Annotated in this window: 12 protein-coding genes; 6 read left to right on the top strand and 6 right to left on the bottom strand. The window is 45.0% G+C overall.

Going from position 1 to position 16,267, the window contains the following annotated elements; translation table 11 throughout:
* The first annotated feature begins 9 nt into the window (after nucleotides 1-9).
* A complete protein-coding gene (locus tag BCU75_RS10860; protein WP_102473842.1) occupies nucleotides 10-1,860 on the top strand; it encodes an ABC transporter ATP-binding protein in 1,851 nt (616 codons plus the stop codon).
* Between the two features lie 297 nt (nucleotides 1,861-2,157).
* The gene (locus tag BCU75_RS10855) at nucleotides 2,158-2,862 is read left to right on the top strand and encodes a DUF445 domain-containing protein (RefSeq protein ID WP_102473841.1); all 705 of its coding nucleotides are present in this window, start codon (nucleotides 2,158-2,160) and stop codon (nucleotides 2,860-2,862) included.
* 109 nt (nucleotides 2,863-2,971) lie between these two features.
* Here the strand turns inward: BCU75_RS10855 and BCU75_RS10850 are convergent, their stop codons facing one another.
* Nucleotides 2,972-3,460 (bottom strand): Lrp/AsnC family transcriptional regulator, encoded by a 489-nt coding sequence (locus BCU75_RS10850; RefSeq protein ID WP_017075645.1) that lies wholly within the window; start codon nucleotides 3,458-3,460, stop codon nucleotides 2,972-2,974.
* 279 nt (nucleotides 3,461-3,739) lie between these two features.
* On the opposite strand from BCU75_RS10850, the gene BCU75_RS24395 reads away from it, so the two are divergent.
* Complete coding sequence (locus BCU75_RS24395; RefSeq protein WP_198593416.1) at nucleotides 3,740-3,910, top strand: hypothetical protein; 171 nt, start codon at nucleotides 3,740-3,742, stop codon at nucleotides 3,908-3,910.
* A gap of 63 nt (nucleotides 3,911-3,973) precedes the next feature.
* On the opposite strand, the gene BCU75_RS10845 is transcribed toward BCU75_RS24395, so the two are convergent.
* The 5 genes from BCU75_RS10845 to BCU75_RS10825 form a co-directional block, all read right to left on the bottom strand.
* Nucleotides 3,974-4,144, bottom strand: a complete 171-nt coding sequence (locus BCU75_RS10845) for a hypothetical protein (protein WP_371715420.1) — start codon at nucleotides 4,142-4,144, stop codon at nucleotides 3,974-3,976.
* Between the two features lie 697 nt (nucleotides 4,145-4,841).
* On the bottom strand, nucleotides 4,842-6,368 hold the full coding sequence (gene putP, locus BCU75_RS10840) for a sodium/proline symporter PutP (RefSeq protein WP_198593415.1): 1,527 nt from the start codon (nucleotides 6,366-6,368) through the stop codon (nucleotides 4,842-4,844).
* Between the two features lie 150 nt (nucleotides 6,369-6,518).
* The gene (locus BCU75_RS10835) at nucleotides 6,519-7,223 is read right to left on the bottom strand and encodes a 1-pyrroline-5-carboxylate dehydrogenase (protein WP_102473840.1); all 705 of its coding nucleotides are present in this window, start codon (nucleotides 7,221-7,223) and stop codon (nucleotides 6,519-6,521) included.
* An 11-nt stretch (nucleotides 7,224-7,234) separates the two neighbouring features.
* Nucleotides 7,235-10,372, bottom strand: a complete 3,138-nt coding sequence (gene putA, locus BCU75_RS10830; RefSeq protein WP_076674504.1) for a bifunctional proline dehydrogenase/L-glutamate gamma-semialdehyde dehydrogenase PutA — start codon at nucleotides 10,370-10,372, stop codon at nucleotides 7,235-7,237.
* Nucleotides 10,373-10,553: 181 nt separating this feature from the next.
* Nucleotides 10,554-11,378 carry an AraC family transcriptional regulator gene (locus BCU75_RS10825; RefSeq protein WP_076674506.1) on the bottom strand — a complete coding sequence of 275 codons (825 nt, stop codon included), beginning with the start codon at nucleotides 11,376-11,378 and terminating at the stop codon, nucleotides 10,554-10,556.
* A 482-nt stretch (nucleotides 11,379-11,860) separates the two neighbouring features.
* Here BCU75_RS10825 and BCU75_RS10820 point away from each other — a divergent pair, with 482 nt between their 5' ends.
* From BCU75_RS10820 to BCU75_RS10810, 3 genes are all read left to right on the top strand, one after another.
* Nucleotides 11,861-12,964, top strand: a complete 1,104-nt coding sequence (locus BCU75_RS10820; RefSeq protein WP_102466374.1) for a PEGA domain-containing protein — start codon at nucleotides 11,861-11,863, stop codon at nucleotides 12,962-12,964.
* 214 nt (nucleotides 12,965-13,178) lie between these two features.
* Nucleotides 13,179-15,008, top strand: coding sequence for a formylglycine-generating enzyme family protein (locus BCU75_RS10815; RefSeq protein WP_102473839.1), 1,830 nt, complete (start codon nucleotides 13,179-13,181; stop codon nucleotides 15,006-15,008).
* 439 nt (nucleotides 15,009-15,447) lie between these two features.
* Nucleotides 15,448-16,170, top strand: a complete 723-nt coding sequence (locus BCU75_RS10810; RefSeq protein ID WP_076674512.1) for a helix-turn-helix transcriptional regulator — start codon at nucleotides 15,448-15,450, stop codon at nucleotides 16,168-16,170.
* Nucleotides 16,171-16,267 lie beyond the last annotated feature (97 nt).

The following is a 16,267-nucleotide window of genomic DNA, read 5'->3' as shown; positions in this document are numbered from 1 at the left end:
GGAAAAACTATGTACAAGAAATTTGAAGGCTTTACTGAAGCCTTTCCAAAGGGAGAGCCGATACAACCTCCCACTGGAATACTGGCATTTTGTCGCCATTACACACGAGGTTTTGAAAAGCCGTTGATCTTGCTCGGCTTAATGAGCATGACCATCGCGATCATCGAAGTCGCGCTGTTCGGTTACATGGGGCAATTGGTTGACTGGCTATCAACAAGCAACCCTGACACCTTCTTGGCAGACAACCAATCTACTCTGATGGGGCTCGGTGTCCTGCTCTTGGTCGTGATGCCAGTCTTGATCAGTGTTTACTCGCTATTGCTTCACCAAACTTTGCTGGGCAACTACCCAATGTCGATTCGTTGGTTAGCCCACCGCTATCTTTTGAAGCAAAGCTTATCGTTCTATCAAGATGACTTTGCCGGGCGTGTTGCGACCAAGGTAATGCAAACCTCACTCGCAGTACGTGAAACCGTGACTAAAATGGTCGATGTGTTTGTCTACGTGACGGTCTACTTTACGGCGATGTTATTCATACTCGCAGAGTCAGATTGGCGCTTGATGGCTCCGATGCTGGTTTGGCTGTTCATTTACGTCAGCATTCAGCTGCACTTCGTACCGAAACTCAAAGATGTGTCTTCTGAGCAAGCCGATGCTCGCTCGTTGATGACGGGTCGTATTGTGGATAGCTACACCAACATCGCAACGGTCAAACTGTTCTCACACAGCAAAAGAGAAACCGAATACGCTGAAGAAGGCATGGAAGGCTTCTTAGATACTGTCCATCGCCAAATGCGCTTAGTGACCGGCTTCAACATCTGTGTTGAATTCGCTAACTACTTGCTGGTGTTCAGTATTGCCGGTATTTCTATCTACCTATGGTTAGATAACGCGATCACCGTGGGTGAAATTGCCATCGCAGTCAGCTTAGCTCTACGTATTAACGGTATGTCGAAATGGATCATGTGGGAAATTGGTGGCTTGTTTGAAAACCTAGGCACCGTGATTGATGGCATTAAAACGCTATCTAAGCCCATCGCTATTGAAGACAAAAAAGACGCTAAGCCTTTGGATGTGCCACAAGGCGGTATCCATTTCGATAACGTGAGCTTTAACTACGGCGAGAACAAGGGTGTGATTAACAACCTAAACCTAAACATCAAACCGGGAGAAAAAGTCGGCTTGGTTGGCCGTTCAGGGGCAGGTAAATCAACTTTAGTTAACTTACTACTACGTTTCCACGATGTAGAAAATGGCCGCATCCTGATTGATGACCAAGTGATCTCAGATGTCACGCAAGACTCACTGCGCAGCAACATCGGCATGGTGACTCAAGACACTTCACTGCTTCATCGTTCAATCAAAGAGAACATCCTTTACGGTCGACCTGACGCGACAGATGAAGAAGTGTATGCCGCAACCCAACAAGCGCACGCTCACGAGTTCATTGAAACGCTCACCGACCCATTTGGTAACATTGGCTACGATGCTCAAGTTGGTGAGAGAGGCGTTAAACTTTCGGGTGGTCAGCGTCAACGTGTGGCTATCTCACGCGTACTTCTGAAGAATGCACCGCTGTTGGTTCTGGATGAAGCAACATCAGCACTCGATTCTGAGGTAGAAGCCGCAATTCAAGAAAGCTTAATAGAGTTGATGGAAGGTAAAACGGTTATTGCAATTGCACACCGTTTATCGACGATTGCAGCAATGGATCGCTTAATCGTACTCGACCAAGGCAATATCGTTGAAGAAGGCACTCACCAAGAGCTGATTACACAAAATGGCATTTATGCTCAATTGTGGAATCACCAGACAGGAGGCTTTATTGCCGATAATCTTGACCAAGCATCGAGTGCTTAATTTGTGTGCTACTTTAAAAGTGCGGCGTAATTCACACCAATTTGTTAATTACTGGTAAATTACACGTGGCAGAATGTTATGTCGTAATTATATAATGACATTAACACCAAAGACGCCTCGCTTGCGCGTTCTGGAATAAGGCTAGACTTCGGGGGGAGGCTAGCCTTTTTTATACCTGTTATTCTTCGCCCCTTTCTCATCTATTTTCGTCTGTCCCATAAACTTCATCGATCCTTTTGTTTTTTTCTTGGCGTTTTTTTCTTAAAATGCGGGCAGTATTCTTTCTAGAGATCAACCATGAACAAAAGTATCTTAACTAACGTAATTGCGTTAGCACTGCTTGCTGCTGGCTATGCGACAGCAAACCAATACTTGCTTTATGCAGGCCTATTCGCCTTTTCTGGTGCCATCACCAACTGGCTTGCGATTCACATGTTGTTCGAAAAAGTACCCGGCTTATACGGTTCTGGCGTTATTCCAGCTCGTTTTGAAGAGTTCAAGGCGGCCATTAAACAACTGATGATGGAGCAATTCTTTACCGCAGGTAATATCGACCGCTTCCTAAGCAGCGAGATGACTGGAAAGTCTCTAAATTTAGAGCCTGTGATTCAGAAGATCGACTTTAACCCTGCATTCGATTCACTGGTGCACGTTATCGAGAACTCACAATTTGGTGGCATGTTAGCGATGGTTGGCGGAACTGAAGCACTACAGCCAATGAAAGCGCCATTTGTTGAGAAAATGCAAGAGTCTGTGATTGAAATCAGTAAGAGTGATTCTGTAAAAAATGCCATCAAGGATGAACTTGAATCGCCTGCAATGATGGATGAAATAAAAGAGAATATTGAGGCGATCATCGATCAGCGTTTGAATGAGCTGACGCCAAAACTCGTGAAAGAGATGGTTCAAGCCATGATCAAGAAACACCTTGGCTGGCTGGTCGTTTGGGGCGGTGTATTCGGTGGTGTGATTGGCCTAATCTCTGCGGCGATTACGCTATAAGCCGGACAAGTTTATCGGATTGCTCTCTATCTGACACCCAACAAAAAATGGAAGCTTATCGGCTTCCATTTTTATATCTAAACAAACTTGGTAAGACGAAAGTAGACCACTATTTTAGGGTGGCCAACAACTCAGGGTTTACACCGAAGCCTTTCTTATGCTCTTCAATCACCACTTCACTGCGTGTCTGAATCACACCAGGTAAGGTACCTAGCTTGGTTGCCATAAACGCTTGGTATGCCTTCATGTCTTTCACTCGAACCTTGATCATGGTGTCAAAGTCACCCGACAGCGAATAGCACTCTTCCACCTCAGGCATCAGTTCAACCGCTTGGGCGAATTTATCGAAAATCGAAAAGCTGGTCTGGTCGAGACGAATATGAATAAAGACCTGGACATCGAGTCCCAGCTTTTCTGAACAGAGCTCGGCATGGTAGCCCGTTATATAGCCTTCTTTCTCCAATCGCTTCAATCTATCAGAACAAGGGGAAGTGGTTAGGTTGACCTGCTTTGCCAACTCAACAACAGGCAAACGCCCTTTCATATGCAGAATTCTTAGTATCTCTTTATCGATACGATCGAGTTGATGCTGAGACATAACATTCCTTAAACATTCTAAATTCCGCTCAGTATATTCCATACCATGAGCAATCGAAGAAAACCTCGCTCACACATTTAAAAAACTAAACAGGCCATTCACATTCACACTAAATATAAATCAATAGAGAACGATAATAGCCCTTATAAATCAAACTCTGGGTATTAACAAATTATTATTAAAATGACCCGATTAACAAATAAGTTGAGCCAGAAACGAAAGAAAGGATATAGGCCAAAGTGAATAATATAATTATCAAAGAGAAAGGATAACTCTATTATGAAAACGCAAGAACTCTCATACAAGCCATACAGCATTGGCTCATGGACACACGTAACGGTTTCAAAAGATGTTGCTCAAGCACTAGCAAATGAGTACTCAAACTATGGATGGAAAGTGAAAATTGATGGCAATGCCATTGAAACCGAGCTTGCACTCAAAGCAGCATAGAAACGCAAAAACCTCCAAGTACGGAGGTTTTTTTAATCTAGGTTAGTGAGCACTTACTATAATTTAAGCTAAACCAACTTGGGGGACAGTACTTCCTGTTTCGCAACGGCAGTTACACGTTCGACAGAAATGCTGAGTTTCCATATCGTAGTACAGATTTCCACTAAATAGCTTTGACGTCCATTGCATCATACGACCTGAAGCTGTCTCAGGCTCAGATTCACAACGTTTCATTATAGACTTATGTAGTGTTGTTTTTTTACATCCTTTGCAATAGAGATTTGGCATACCTTTGTCCTATAGGTCTTTAGTGGTTACTGACAATTGACACATCATGTCTAATTCGGTTCCACTATTCACCGAGCTAATAACAAAAGTGAGCGCCAAGTTCAAAAAATAGCCATTTTTCCCTTTCGTTTTTTGACATCAAACGCTATCAAGATCCTTATTCTTCCATTTATCCTCCCCGTTCACGCGGTTTCGATTTACATTGTAAAACCCCACAACGACAGTACTTCCCCCTGTATAAACCTAAATCTGAAACAAGACAAAAGTCGCCCCCTCATCAAGGTAGTTCAGCTTTTAATGATCAAAAAAACATATTGGTCGACTGCAAAGCAATACCAAACATTAGGGAATCAGAAATTATTGGAAAAGAGCGTTGGGGTCGTATGATCGAAAACGCAGGGTTCAATTGATAGGAGATAAAACACTGTCACAAGCTGTTTGAGATAATGGAGCCGACTGCTCATCAAGAATTCTTCGAGTCATTGAATATCGACCAATAAGAGGTCGAAAGCATTAGAAAATGGTCAAAAAAATAGAGCCACCGAAGTGACTCTATTCTAGGGTTTACATTGTAAACTCTTTTCATCATTGAGCGAGTGAGCATCCAGCTCAATGACTTAGCTGAAAACCTGAGCCCAGAGGATTAGTCTAGTTCAACAAGGTTTTTCTCGAACTCAGCGTGTTGCTTCTTAACTTCGTCTTCTGGTTCGCCAGTAATTAGGCTCACGATAACGATAGAAAGCGTCGATAGGATGATTCCCGGTACGATTTCGTACACATCGAACCAACCGCCCGTGAACTGTTTCCAAAGTACAATCGTAACACCACCAACCACGATACCCGCTAGAGCGCCGTTACGGTTCATACGAGGCCAGTAAAGGCTCAATACGATAGCTGGACCAAACGCAGCACCGAAACCAGCCCATGCGTAAGATACAAGGCCAAGTACTGAACTGTCCGGCGTCATCGCTAGAACAAGAGCAATCAGAGAAATTAAGATAACCGCGAAACGGCCAACACGAACAATCTCTTCCGACGTTGCGTCTTTCTTCAGAATTTGCTTGTACAAGTCTTCTGCCATTGCAGATGAAGAAACAAGAAGTTGTGAATCAGCAGTACTCATGATTGCCGCTAAGATTGCAGCAAGTAGGATACCGGCGATAACTGGGTGGAACATTGCGTTAACAAGAAGCATGAAGATCTTCTCGCCATCGTCTAGCTTAGGCGCGCCTGAGTTAGTCACGTAAATTAGACCAACAAGACCCACTAGCATTGCACCAATCATAGACAGTGCAGTCCAGATAACTGCGATGCGGCGTGCTGTCACAAGATCTTTGTTTGAACGAGTTGCTTTAAAACGCGCAAGGATATGTGGTTGACCAAAGTAACCCAAGCCCCATGCCGCTAGCGAGATGATCGCAATAGCAGACAGTGGCTCACCTTTCGCATCATTCCATAGCGTTAGAAGCTCTGGGTTGATGTTGTGCAGGTCGCTAGATAGCTGACCAAGGCCACCATTCATTGCAGCAATTGGTACAATCAATAGCGCTGCAGACATCAGTAGACCTTGAACTAAATCCGTCCAAGATACCGCAAGGAAACCACCAAACAGGGTGTAAGAAACCACACATACTGTGCCGATAATTACCGCTATTGTGTAATCTAGGCCGAATACCGTTTCAAACAATTTACCACCTGCTACCAAGCCTGAACTTGTGTAGAAAAGGAAGAATAAAAGGATAAAGAAAGCAGAGATTGTTTGGATCAGCTTAGAATTATCATTGAAACGACGAGATAAGAACTCAGGCAACGTCAGTGATTCAGTTGTAATACTGTAAGTACGTAGGCGTTTAGCACTGATTAACCAGTTAGCCCAAGTACCAATAAGTAGGCCACCAGCAAGCCAAAATGCTTCAAAGCCAGCAGCGTAAGCGTAACCAGGCAGGCCAAGTAGCAACCAACCACTCATGTCTGATGCACCAGCAGAAAGTGCAGCAGGCCATGGGCCTAACGAACGACCACCTAGGAAGTAGTCAGTTGAGTTAGATGTACGTTTGTAAGCAATAACACCGATCGCTAGCATCATAATTAGATACGCAATGAACGTCGTCGTTATTGCAAAACTGTTTTCTATCATTTGATAGTCCTCATTTTGTAGAAAGCCTTCCATGCCTAATTCAATGCAAGGCACTCACCGTTAAGGCAAGCAAGTGCATTGAGTTAGGTATTCAGGCTCCAAAGCACTATGAGTTAAATCCAAAGATGGTGAAAACCAAAGTTGGAAAGAACCAAAAGTGCTTAGAGCCAATTTTACTGAAGGTTAGTGAGCTTCGCTTCCAAGTTCGAGCAAGGTCGCGTTACCGCCCACGGCTGTTATATTTATAGTTCGCGTACGCTCGGTAATGAAGCGCAGCGATAGGTGTGGATCATTGGCAACATTCATTGTCGCCAGATCCGTTTCAGCTACTAAACCGACGATTGCACCGTCACGCTTAGCAAGCTGTAAATTGATAGCTTGTGCCGTTTGCGAGTTACCTACGTAACCCACGCTACGTACATCGCAAGACAACAACTGTTGAGCAGCGTCATACGAAGCAACTTGCACCAAGTTAGTTGGCAAGTTCGCTACCTTAGCTGCGTCTGCAACTAAGGTATTGAACTGCACATCATCACTGCACAATTGAACGCTGTTACCTGCCAATAGCGCAGCAGTAATCAAAGCCATTGCAGTTTGCAGCGCTGGCACTTTCTCTTCGCAATCATCAACAATCACCAAAGCCACACCGCGACCAGCGGCGTATAACTCATTGGTTTCGCCCGTAGGACCTGCCATTAGGTGATGTTCAGAAAGCAGCGCAGACGCTTGCTCTAGATGATAAGTCGCCACCGTCGCCAAAGGCGCAGATTGACTTTCGATCTCTGATTTTAGTGCAAGTACCTGAGCACTCTTGTAATCAAAATCGGTAAGATTCCATTGTTCCCACGCTAGCAAAGCATCAGAAAAACCTGTCACTTGATGAACCATGATAATGCTCCTTATGCCTTGTCTTGTGATTGAGAGAAATGAACATCTGTAAAACGGTATAGGTAGTGAGGACCACCCGCTTTAGGGCCAGTACCTGACAAGCCTTGGCCACCAAATGGTTGAACCCCAACAACGGCGCCCACTTGGTCACGGTTGATGTAGCAGTTACCCACACGAACATGTTTTTCGATCCAACGGTAAGTTGTCTCGTTACGGCTGTGGATACCCATGGTTAGGCCAAAACCAGTTTGGTTGATTTGGTCTACCACTTGCGCTAGCTCACTCGCTTTGAAGCGAACAATGTGCAGCACTGGGCCAAACTGTTCTTCTTTCAAGCAGCTGATGTCATCAATTTCAAAAGCACTTGGTGGAACAAAATCACCATGTTCACAATCACTACCTAGAGAAAGTTGAGCCACCTTCTTCTGGGTATTGGTCATGTTTTCTAAGTGCGCCATTAGCTTCTGTTTCGCGTTTTGGTCGATAACAGGGCCAACATCGGTTTTATGAAGGTGTGGAATGCCAACACTCAGCTCGTCCATTGCACCGTGAATCAATCCAACCACGCGGTCTGCAATGTCTTCTTGGATGTAAAGCACACGTAGTGCAGAACAACGCTGACCTGCTGAAGCGAATGCTGAACGAATCACATCACGAACTACCTGTTCAGGCAGTGCAGTACTGTCGACGATCATCGCGTTTTGGCCGCCTGTTTCCGCAATAAACGGAACTGGCTTAGCATTACGAGTAGCTAATGACACATTGATACGCTGTGCCGTTGGCGTAGAACCCGTAAAGGCAACGCCAGCAATTGCATCATGGCTTGTTAGTGCACTGCCGATCTCAGCACCGCGACCCGGTAGTAGCTGAATCGTGCCAGCAGGGAAGCCCGCTTCATTCATCAGTTCAACCGCGCGAGCTGCAATCAAGCTTGTTTGCTCGGCAGGCTTCGCCACAACCGTGTTACCTGCAACCAATGCAGCTGTAATTTGGCCAAGGAAGATAGCTAGAGGGAAGTTCCAAGGGCTGATACAAACGAACACACCACGACCTTGTCGAGAAGCGATTCGTGTTTGGCCATCAAAACCTTTTAGTTCGAAACCTTGTAGGTTGTCCGCTTGTTTTGCGTAGTAACGACAGAAGTCGACGGCTTCACGTACTTCATCAACACTATCGTGAATTGTCTTACCCGCTTCTTGATGACAAATCGCCACCAGCTCAGCGAGGTTGTCTTCCATCAGGTCAGCTAACTTATCAAGTGCCGCCGCTTTGGTTTCAACCGAAGTTGCGTTCCAATCAGCGAATGCTGCGTCTGCGCCAGTGATCGCTGCGGAAACATGATCAAGGTTAGCGAAAGCCACCTGACCCACATGAATACGACGATCATAAGGTGCAGTCACTTGCTCAACGTTCTGATCAGCCTTGATCATGCTTTCGGCAAGAGATTCACCGTTGATCACAGGGCCCGCAGTCCATTGATTGTTTAAGAAGCCTTTTACTTGCTCTTCAAACTGATGCGCTTCGCTTTCAATATCAATATTCACACCGTAAGAGTTCTTACGCTCAGGGAATACCGCTGGAGGCAGAGGAATCTTAGTGTTGTGCAATGTATCGAACGCCAGAAGCATATCGACTGGGTGCTGTGTCAGCTCAGCCACAGGGCAACGCGCATCAACTAGACGGTGTACAAACGAGCTGTTTGCGCCGTTTTCTAGCAAGCGACGTACTAGGTATGGCAGTAGATCTTTATGGCTACCAACCGGTGCGTAGATACGTACCGACTGTTGGTAAGCTTCCATCGCGTGGTTGTAAAGAGAATCACCCATGCCGTGTAAGCGTTGGAATTCAAAGTCTTTATGCTCTGTCATTACGGCAATAGCTGAAACCGTGTGAGCATTGTGGCTAGCAAACTGCGGGAAGATATTGCCACGAACACTTGGGCTCAGCAGGTAACGTGCACATGCAAGGTAAGCTACGTCTGTCGCTTCTTTACGTGTGTAAACTGGGTAATCAGTAAAGCCAGCTTGTTGTGACCATTTGATTTCGCTATCCCAGTACGCACCCTTCACTAGGCGAAGCGGGATCAAATCACCCTGCTCTTTCGCTAAGCGGTTTAGCCATACAAGAACTGGTAGTGCACGCTTTGAGTAGGCTTGAATAACCAGACCAAATTTACCCCAACCTTTTACAAGATCAGTACGGTACAGTTTTTCGAATAATTTAAGAGAAAGCTCTAGGCGATCCGCTTCTTCCGCATCAATCGTAATCGCAACATCGAGCTCTACTGCTCGGCGCAATAACTGCTCTAGCGTGTCGCAAAGTTCAGTCAATACGCGGTCTTCATTCGCCACTTCATAACGTGGGTGAAGCGCAGAAAGCTTGATAGAAACCGATGGAGCAGGACTCGATTTTGAAGATACGTATGTATCTCGACCCACAGCTTCAATCGCCATGAGATAATCTTTGAAGTATTTATTTGCGTCTGCAGTAGTCAGTGCCGCTTCACCTAGCATGTCGTATGAGTAAGTAAAGCCTTTGTCACGCATAGACTTACCGTTCTTTTGCGCTTCAGCAATGCTGCGCCCAAGAACAAATTGGTGACCCATCACCTTCATCGCTTGGTGCATCGCTTTACGAATTACCGGCTCAGAAAGCTTGTTCACTAAGCGGTTCACGGCTTGACCCGCGCTCTGCTCTTTAGATGAAAGCCCAACAACCTTACCTGTTAGCATTAGGCCCCAAGTGGATGCGTTAACAAACACTGAGTCAGAATTCTTTAGGTGAGATTTCCAATCCGCAACGCTAAGTTTGTCACGAATCAGTGCATCAGCGGTTGCTGAATCAGGAATACGCATCAAGGCTTCCGCCAGACACATCAGCAAGATGCCCTCTTGAGTATCTAGGCTGTATTCAAGCAACAGTGCATCGATCATCTGGATAGAAGTCTTATCCGCGCGGATAGCTTCAATCAATGATGTCGTTTTGTCTGTGATTTGCTGCTTTTCAGACTCAGAAGGGGTAGCTAGCGGCAGGAGTTGCTCTAGCCATTGGGTTTCATCCACCATATATAATGGTGAGATAAGCGTCCAAAGATCAGCAAGCGACTGCTCGTTGAATTCTGGCTTTAACACATCAGTAGCTGTAAACATGCGTTTTCCTTAATCTCACACCCGGAATTAGCCCGGGATCTCTACAATGGCTGCAGTGTATTTAGAGTATATAAGGATTACTTGTCAAAAACTCCGAGTTTTTTGCTAAAAACTCGCTTTATTAACAAAACAAACACAAGGTCACATATGAAACTTTAAAATAATATGCCGTTTTGTTTCACTATTTAACAGAAATTTTCTTTTTGTATTGAGATGGTGACATGCCTTGAAGGCGTGAAAAGGTGTGAGTAAAGGAAGATTGGCCGGAGAAACCAGCCAGTTCAGCGACCTGACCAAGGCTCAGATTACCTTGTTCGATTAAACGGCGAGAACGATCGATACGCTTACCAAGAACATACTGGTGTGGAGTAATACCCATTTGATCTTTGAATAGCATGTGGAATTGGCTTTCACCCAAGAACACACTGCCTGCGAGTTGCGCGACTGAGATCTTATTAGCCAAGTGTTGTTCAATGTAGCGATCCAACGACTCAAGATCGAAACGCGAATCTTTAATCGAGGTTTCAAATGCCGAGATGTGTCTCTGCATCAACGCAATCACCGTGTCATTACAAGCTCGACTCAACAACAGATCATCAGGACTGGCCTGCATCTCTTGCACCAACATATGGATAAGCTTTTGAATTTGAGCATCTAATTGGAAGTAAACGTTCGATGATTCTAACTGGTTAATCTTCTCTAGCATCAGAGGGTCATCATCGGTTGGCATAGGCATGTTGAGCACGAGAATATCCGACTGACCAACCACTCCACCGAAAGCATGATCAGAGCGAGCCGTGACTACACAGCCTTGCCCTGGACCGACAAGATTACCTTTACCGCTCACTTCAAATTCCGCCTGACCTTTTAAACCAATGACTACCTGCGAATAATGGTGATCGTGACAATCCATATGCGAAGGCAAAGTAATGATCTCCGCAGGGCGAGGGCCAGTAAGGCTTAGCGGAGACAAGTCTAGGTTTGGAAAGGGTAACGGTTTAGGCATGACATCAAAATACTCTGGTCGACATAGTAAGAATAATACTCTGAAATCTGCATAAGATGAATTTGTAAATGATCATGAGAGTCATTTCCTCGCCTTAAACAAAAGATCATTATCGAGATCGTCTTGATCATGCCTCCGGAAAGATGATCAAGAGTGCACAAACTACGGGCATTGTAAAACCAATCGTTCCGGTGAGTTTAGGGGCTTCACAAGCAATCACACCGGCAAGCAAACCATGCCACCAATAAATACTTTGTCGCCCCAACATAATGAATAAATTTTCTTATATAGCTCAAATAATTGGCGATAAACCTGCAAAAAGTGTATCCGAAGTACCGAAACTTGGCTTTTGAGTAGATTGGATAGCAATAAAACGGTATAAAGACGGGTACTGTGTTAATTGCTAATAACTAGTGACTCACAACTAGGAAGTAGACACTTTATTAACGAGCCAATTTTCAATCTACAAGTTGCAGGGACCTATGACTAACTTTCGAATTTCAGCGCTTTTACTCGCGCTATCCCCACTTTGGGTATCTGCATCGGTATCCGCTGAAGAACTGAATCAAGTCGATCCCGTTTCAGCTATCGATGCAAAGCTAACAGAGAAAAACTCAGACATTGAGCGTATTTCAGCAACCAAAGTATCGGCGACTGAAAACCTAAAACAACTTCAAAACAATAACAGCAAGTTGTTACGCGAAGGTGAAGAACTTAAGGCAAAACGTAACAGAGCCAAGTCTGTACTCGACAAACAGTACAGTCGCTTACTTGAAGATCCAGAAACGGATCTGGTCTCTTTCCAGAAAAGTTACCAAGACGCTTGGGCTGCGGTTAAAGAGAATCAATCGTCTCAGCTAGATAACGAACAAGCGATGAACGAGAGCGAAATTCACCTTTCTCAAATCAAACAAAAGCAAGCTCGCTTGAACAATGAGCTGGCTAACTTGAGAGAGTCAAAAGTTGAAGCTCGCGTTAAACGTATTGCATCAGAACTTCGCGAAAGTGCAGTTCTTGAAACCAGCTACACCACCACATGTTCATCAACAATGACACTGGGTGAGTGTACTGCTCAAGGTAAACACCTGACCAATCAAAAAGCAGTGAAAACGTTCAAGAGCCAATTACTTGAGCAGCTCACAGAAAGTTCATTAGCAAAACAAAACTTGCAAGGTGTTCAACTGAACATCCATGTTCAAGACAGCCAAGCGATCAAGAGTGGCTTTTCTGGTAACAACTCTTACTTCATGCAGATGCAGGCTCAGCTTCAAGCAAAACCTGAAGCGGTTGCAGCGTGTAACTTATTGAACGTTTCAACGCGCTACTGTTTAACGGGCAGTGACGCAGCGGTCGTTAAAAAGAGTGACAAACAGTGGGCTAACGTGACGGTACGTTCTGATCAGTACAATGACTCAGTGACCATCAACGGCATTAAGTATGGCAGCACCCCTCTTGAGGTTGCGCTACCAAGTGGTCGTCACCAAGTAACCATTTCAAAACAAGGTTACGAGTCTTACAACCGTACAGTTACCGTCAACGGCAGCGACACTATTTGGGTTAAGCTTCTTCCTAGCAAGGAAAGCTAAGTCCGATATGAATATCTAATTAAGATAGCCGTGCCTATTTCACAAAGCTGAATGAATACTCGCCATTTTGTTGATAGTTATAAATTGTATGATCGTTATAAACTTGTATGGTCGTTATAACCTTGTTTGATCATTATAAACAGTAGCTGCAGACGAAATGGCGTTTTCGTTTAGAATATTCGATTAACCTAAATTACGATTGAAGTAGCCCATCATGCGCCAAGGTCTTCCTACTCTACTATTTGCACTTGCTCCCTGCCTAATGACTCCTGCTGTTTTCGCTGAGGCGACACCACCAGCGATCGCATCTTCTGTCAGCGACATTGAAAGCTCACTTTTCGAAAAGCATGCCGACTTAACGGCTGTAGAAAAGAAAGTAGCTAACAAACAAAATGAAGTCGACAATCAAGCGCAGCAAACAGCGCGTCTAGCCAAGTTATCGGCTCAAGCAGAGCTAACACTCGCAAAGGCAAAAGCCAGCCTAGAACAAGATTACACGCGCATGATTGATGAGCCCGATTTCGATATCTCGCCTGCTCAAAATCGCTTCCAAGACGCTTGGAAAACAGTAAAAGAAGGCAAGCTTGCGATTTCAGACTCAGAGCAGAAGCAGCAAGGCTTGGTGATGGAGCTTGAGGCTATCCAAACAGAGAAAGCGACGAAAGAAGCTTCAATCGATAATCTGAACCAAGACAAGCTAAGAGCAAGAGCTGAGCGACTCAGAAACGAGATCACTCAGACGGAAGAGCAAACCGTTAGCTTTACGAACCGTTGCAGCAACGATATGACACTGGCTCAATGTTCAGACCAAACGATGACCTTGGCACTTCAAAAAGCGGTAAAACAATTCCAGCACAGCCTTGTAAACAACGCGACCGAATCGAAAACAGTGAAAGAGCACCTTGCGTCTGCTTCACTGAATATTCACGTTCTGCAACACAAAGTGAAATCCTCGGGCTTCTCTGAAGATAACCGTTATCGAGCGGTGGTTGCGGCCAACCTTGAAACTCGTCCAGATAAAAACACACCTTGTCGTCTGCTTGGTATTCAGTCATCAAACTGTTTCACTCAAAGCGAACAACAAGCCAACGACCAGCAAAAAGAAGTCGCTTGGGTTAACTTGGTGGTTCGTTCAAATCAATACAAAGACAAGGTTTCTATCAACGGCGTGAACTATGGCAGCACACCCGTTGAAGTGATGTTACCGACAGGCCAACACATGGTCACGATCGAGAAGGAGGGCTACCTTTCTTTCCACCAAGAGCTGAAGATAGCCCGCGATCACAACCTACGAGCAGTATTACAAGCCAAACAGAATACATTGAATGTTGGTACCAAATTTGCCGACCAAATGGGAAACAACATTCAGAGCCCTGAAATGATTGTTGTCGGCTCAGGTCGCTACCTACTCGGTGAAAACAACGCAAAACAAGTGACGATCACACAGCCGTTTGCATTAGCCGCAACACCAACACGTGTTCAAGACTTTAGAACATTTGTAGACAGCACTGGCTACCAAACAGACGCAGAGCTGATGAACACCTGCGATACGTTCGTGAATGCAGAGATCACAACCGTTTCAGACAATGACTGGCAGAGCCCTGGCTTTAAACAAGCAGATAACTCACCCGTTGTATGTGTCAGCCAGAATGATGCAAAAGCGTATACGCGTTGGTTATCTCAAAACACAGGCTTCACTTACCGTTTACCTACACCACAAGAGTGGGAAGCTGCAGCAAGAGCAGGTCAAGACACTAACTTCTGGTGGGGCAACGAGTTCCGCTCAGGTAAGGCCAATACTGGCTGGGCGGGTACGCCTTGGTCAAACGTTAGCACATCTCCGGTTAAATCATTTCTGCCAACACCAACAGGCTTCTACGACATGGTGGGTAACGTATGGGAATGGACAACCATTCAGAAAGGTTTAGCGAAAGGTGGCGCGTGGAGCTTCTCTCCAGAAGAAGCAAAAGTGTTTAACGAACTTTACGTACCGCCTTCAACGGCAGCGAACTATCTAGGATTCCGGGTAGTACGAGAGCTGTAGGCTTTCAATTACCGACTCAGAATCTCAAATATTTACTCTAAGTTCTCAATTATCACATTGAGCAGCATTTATGGGGGAATTCCCCCCTTATGCATAAGCATTCCTAGGAGTAGATTCGTCGATAGAGTAGTAAGTCACTCTGGGTATCAAATTGATGCCTCAGTTTAGTTTGCACGACCCTCGTAAATTAAACTGAAAATCTTCTACATGTCGACAAGGCATATCTTGTCTTTAGCCAGCCCCTCTTCAGGCTGGCTTTTTTTTGCCTGTTTATCACCCTTTCTGCCCACCAATTCTCCGTGATTGAAGTAGTTAATCAACAATCCGTTTAACTGTCATTCACCGCCCTATTTTTCGAACAGAGTACAAACTCTAATTGCCATTGCAGCGCTATAAGAAACTGATACTATTGCTATACCTCTGATCACGAGATAAAACCTTGCCAGATCTATTCAACTCCATACATCGTTCTTTATTTGAACAACTTCCAGGCTGCTGGGGCTGCAAAGATACTGATTCGGTCTTCGTATACGCAAACCTCGCCTACAACCAATTGATTGGCTTAAAACCCGATGAGACTTGTACTGGCCTGACCGACTTCGACATGCCCAGCCAAACCATTGAGTGCGCGCAAGATTTCAGAGCTCAAGATAAACATGTGATGGATACACGCAGTACCCTTAAAATCCTCGATATTCACCCCTATCCAGACGGACGCTGGCACGCCCATATTTTTACCAAAACCCCTTGGTTTGATGATAACGGCAATGTCCAAGGCACTATCTTTTATGGACAAGAGCTCACTGATACTGCGATCTTAGAAGTCGGCCACTGGGTTTGTCAGGCAACAGGAGCGAAAGGTAATCAAGCATCACTTGCGGGGTCAGAGCCGCGCGTGTCTAAGCTTCAAAAGCGGCTAACTTCGCGAGAATCGGAGGTGTTGTTCTTACTGCTTTTCGGCAAGAAGCCTCAATATATTGCGTCTACGTTAGATATTTCAATCAAAACGGTCGAAGGTCATGTCGCGAGATTGAAACAAAAATTCGATGCCCGTAGCAAAAGCCAATTGATTGAGTATGCATTGGACTCGGGCTTAGGCTCCGTGATCCCAGAAACTCTGCTCAATAAACAGATCTCCGTTGTTCTGCACAGTGATAGATAAATTGAATAAAGTTGAATGACCAACTCATCGATGAATCTGGGAATGAACAGACAAAAAATACCGCTGCTTGATGTTTCAAATCACCAAGTCAGCGGTA

Source organism: Vibrio splendidus (assembly GCF_002873455.1).
Lineage (GTDB): Bacteria > Pseudomonadota > Gammaproteobacteria > Enterobacterales > Vibrionaceae > Vibrio > Vibrio splendidus_J.
This window is presented reverse-complemented; position numbering and strand designations above follow the sequence as displayed.

What these genes read in the sequence shown, in the direction of transcription:
- BCU75_RS10835 (WP_102473840.1), bottom strand. Translation starts at nt 7,223, where the DNA reads ATGGTTCATCAAGTGACAGGTTTTTCTGATGCTTTGCTAGCGTGGGAA.
- putA (WP_076674504.1), bottom strand. Translation starts at nt 10,372, where the DNA reads ATGTTTACAGCTACTGATGTGTTAAAGCCAGAATTCAACGAGCAGTCG.
- BCU75_RS10850 (WP_017075645.1), bottom strand. Translation starts at nt 3,460, where the DNA reads ATGTCTCAGCATCAACTCGATCGTATCGATAAAGAGATACTAAGAATT.
- BCU75_RS10825 (WP_076674506.1), bottom strand. Translation starts at nt 11,378, where the DNA reads ATGCCTAAACCGTTACCCTTTCCAAACCTAGACTTGTCTCCGCTAAGC.
- BCU75_RS10820 (WP_102466374.1), top strand. Translation starts at nt 11,861, where the DNA reads ATGACTAACTTTCGAATTTCAGCGCTTTTACTCGCGCTATCCCCACTT.
- putP (WP_198593415.1), bottom strand. Translation starts at nt 6,368, where the DNA reads ATGGAAGGCTTTCTACAAAATGAGGACTATCAAATGATAGAAAACAGT.
- BCU75_RS10860 (WP_102473842.1), top strand. Translation starts at nt 10, where the DNA reads ATGTACAAGAAATTTGAAGGCTTTACTGAAGCCTTTCCAAAGGGAGAG.
- BCU75_RS10845 (WP_371715420.1), bottom strand. Translation starts at nt 4,144, where the DNA reads ATGAAACGTTGTGAATCTGAGCCTGAGACAGCTTCAGGTCGTATGATG.
- BCU75_RS10855 (WP_102473841.1), top strand. Translation starts at nt 2,158, where the DNA reads ATGAACAAAAGTATCTTAACTAACGTAATTGCGTTAGCACTGCTTGCT.
- BCU75_RS10815 (WP_102473839.1), top strand. Translation starts at nt 13,179, where the DNA reads ATGCGCCAAGGTCTTCCTACTCTACTATTTGCACTTGCTCCCTGCCTA.
- BCU75_RS24395 (WP_198593416.1), top strand. Translation starts at nt 3,740, where the DNA reads ATGAAAACGCAAGAACTCTCATACAAGCCATACAGCATTGGCTCATGG.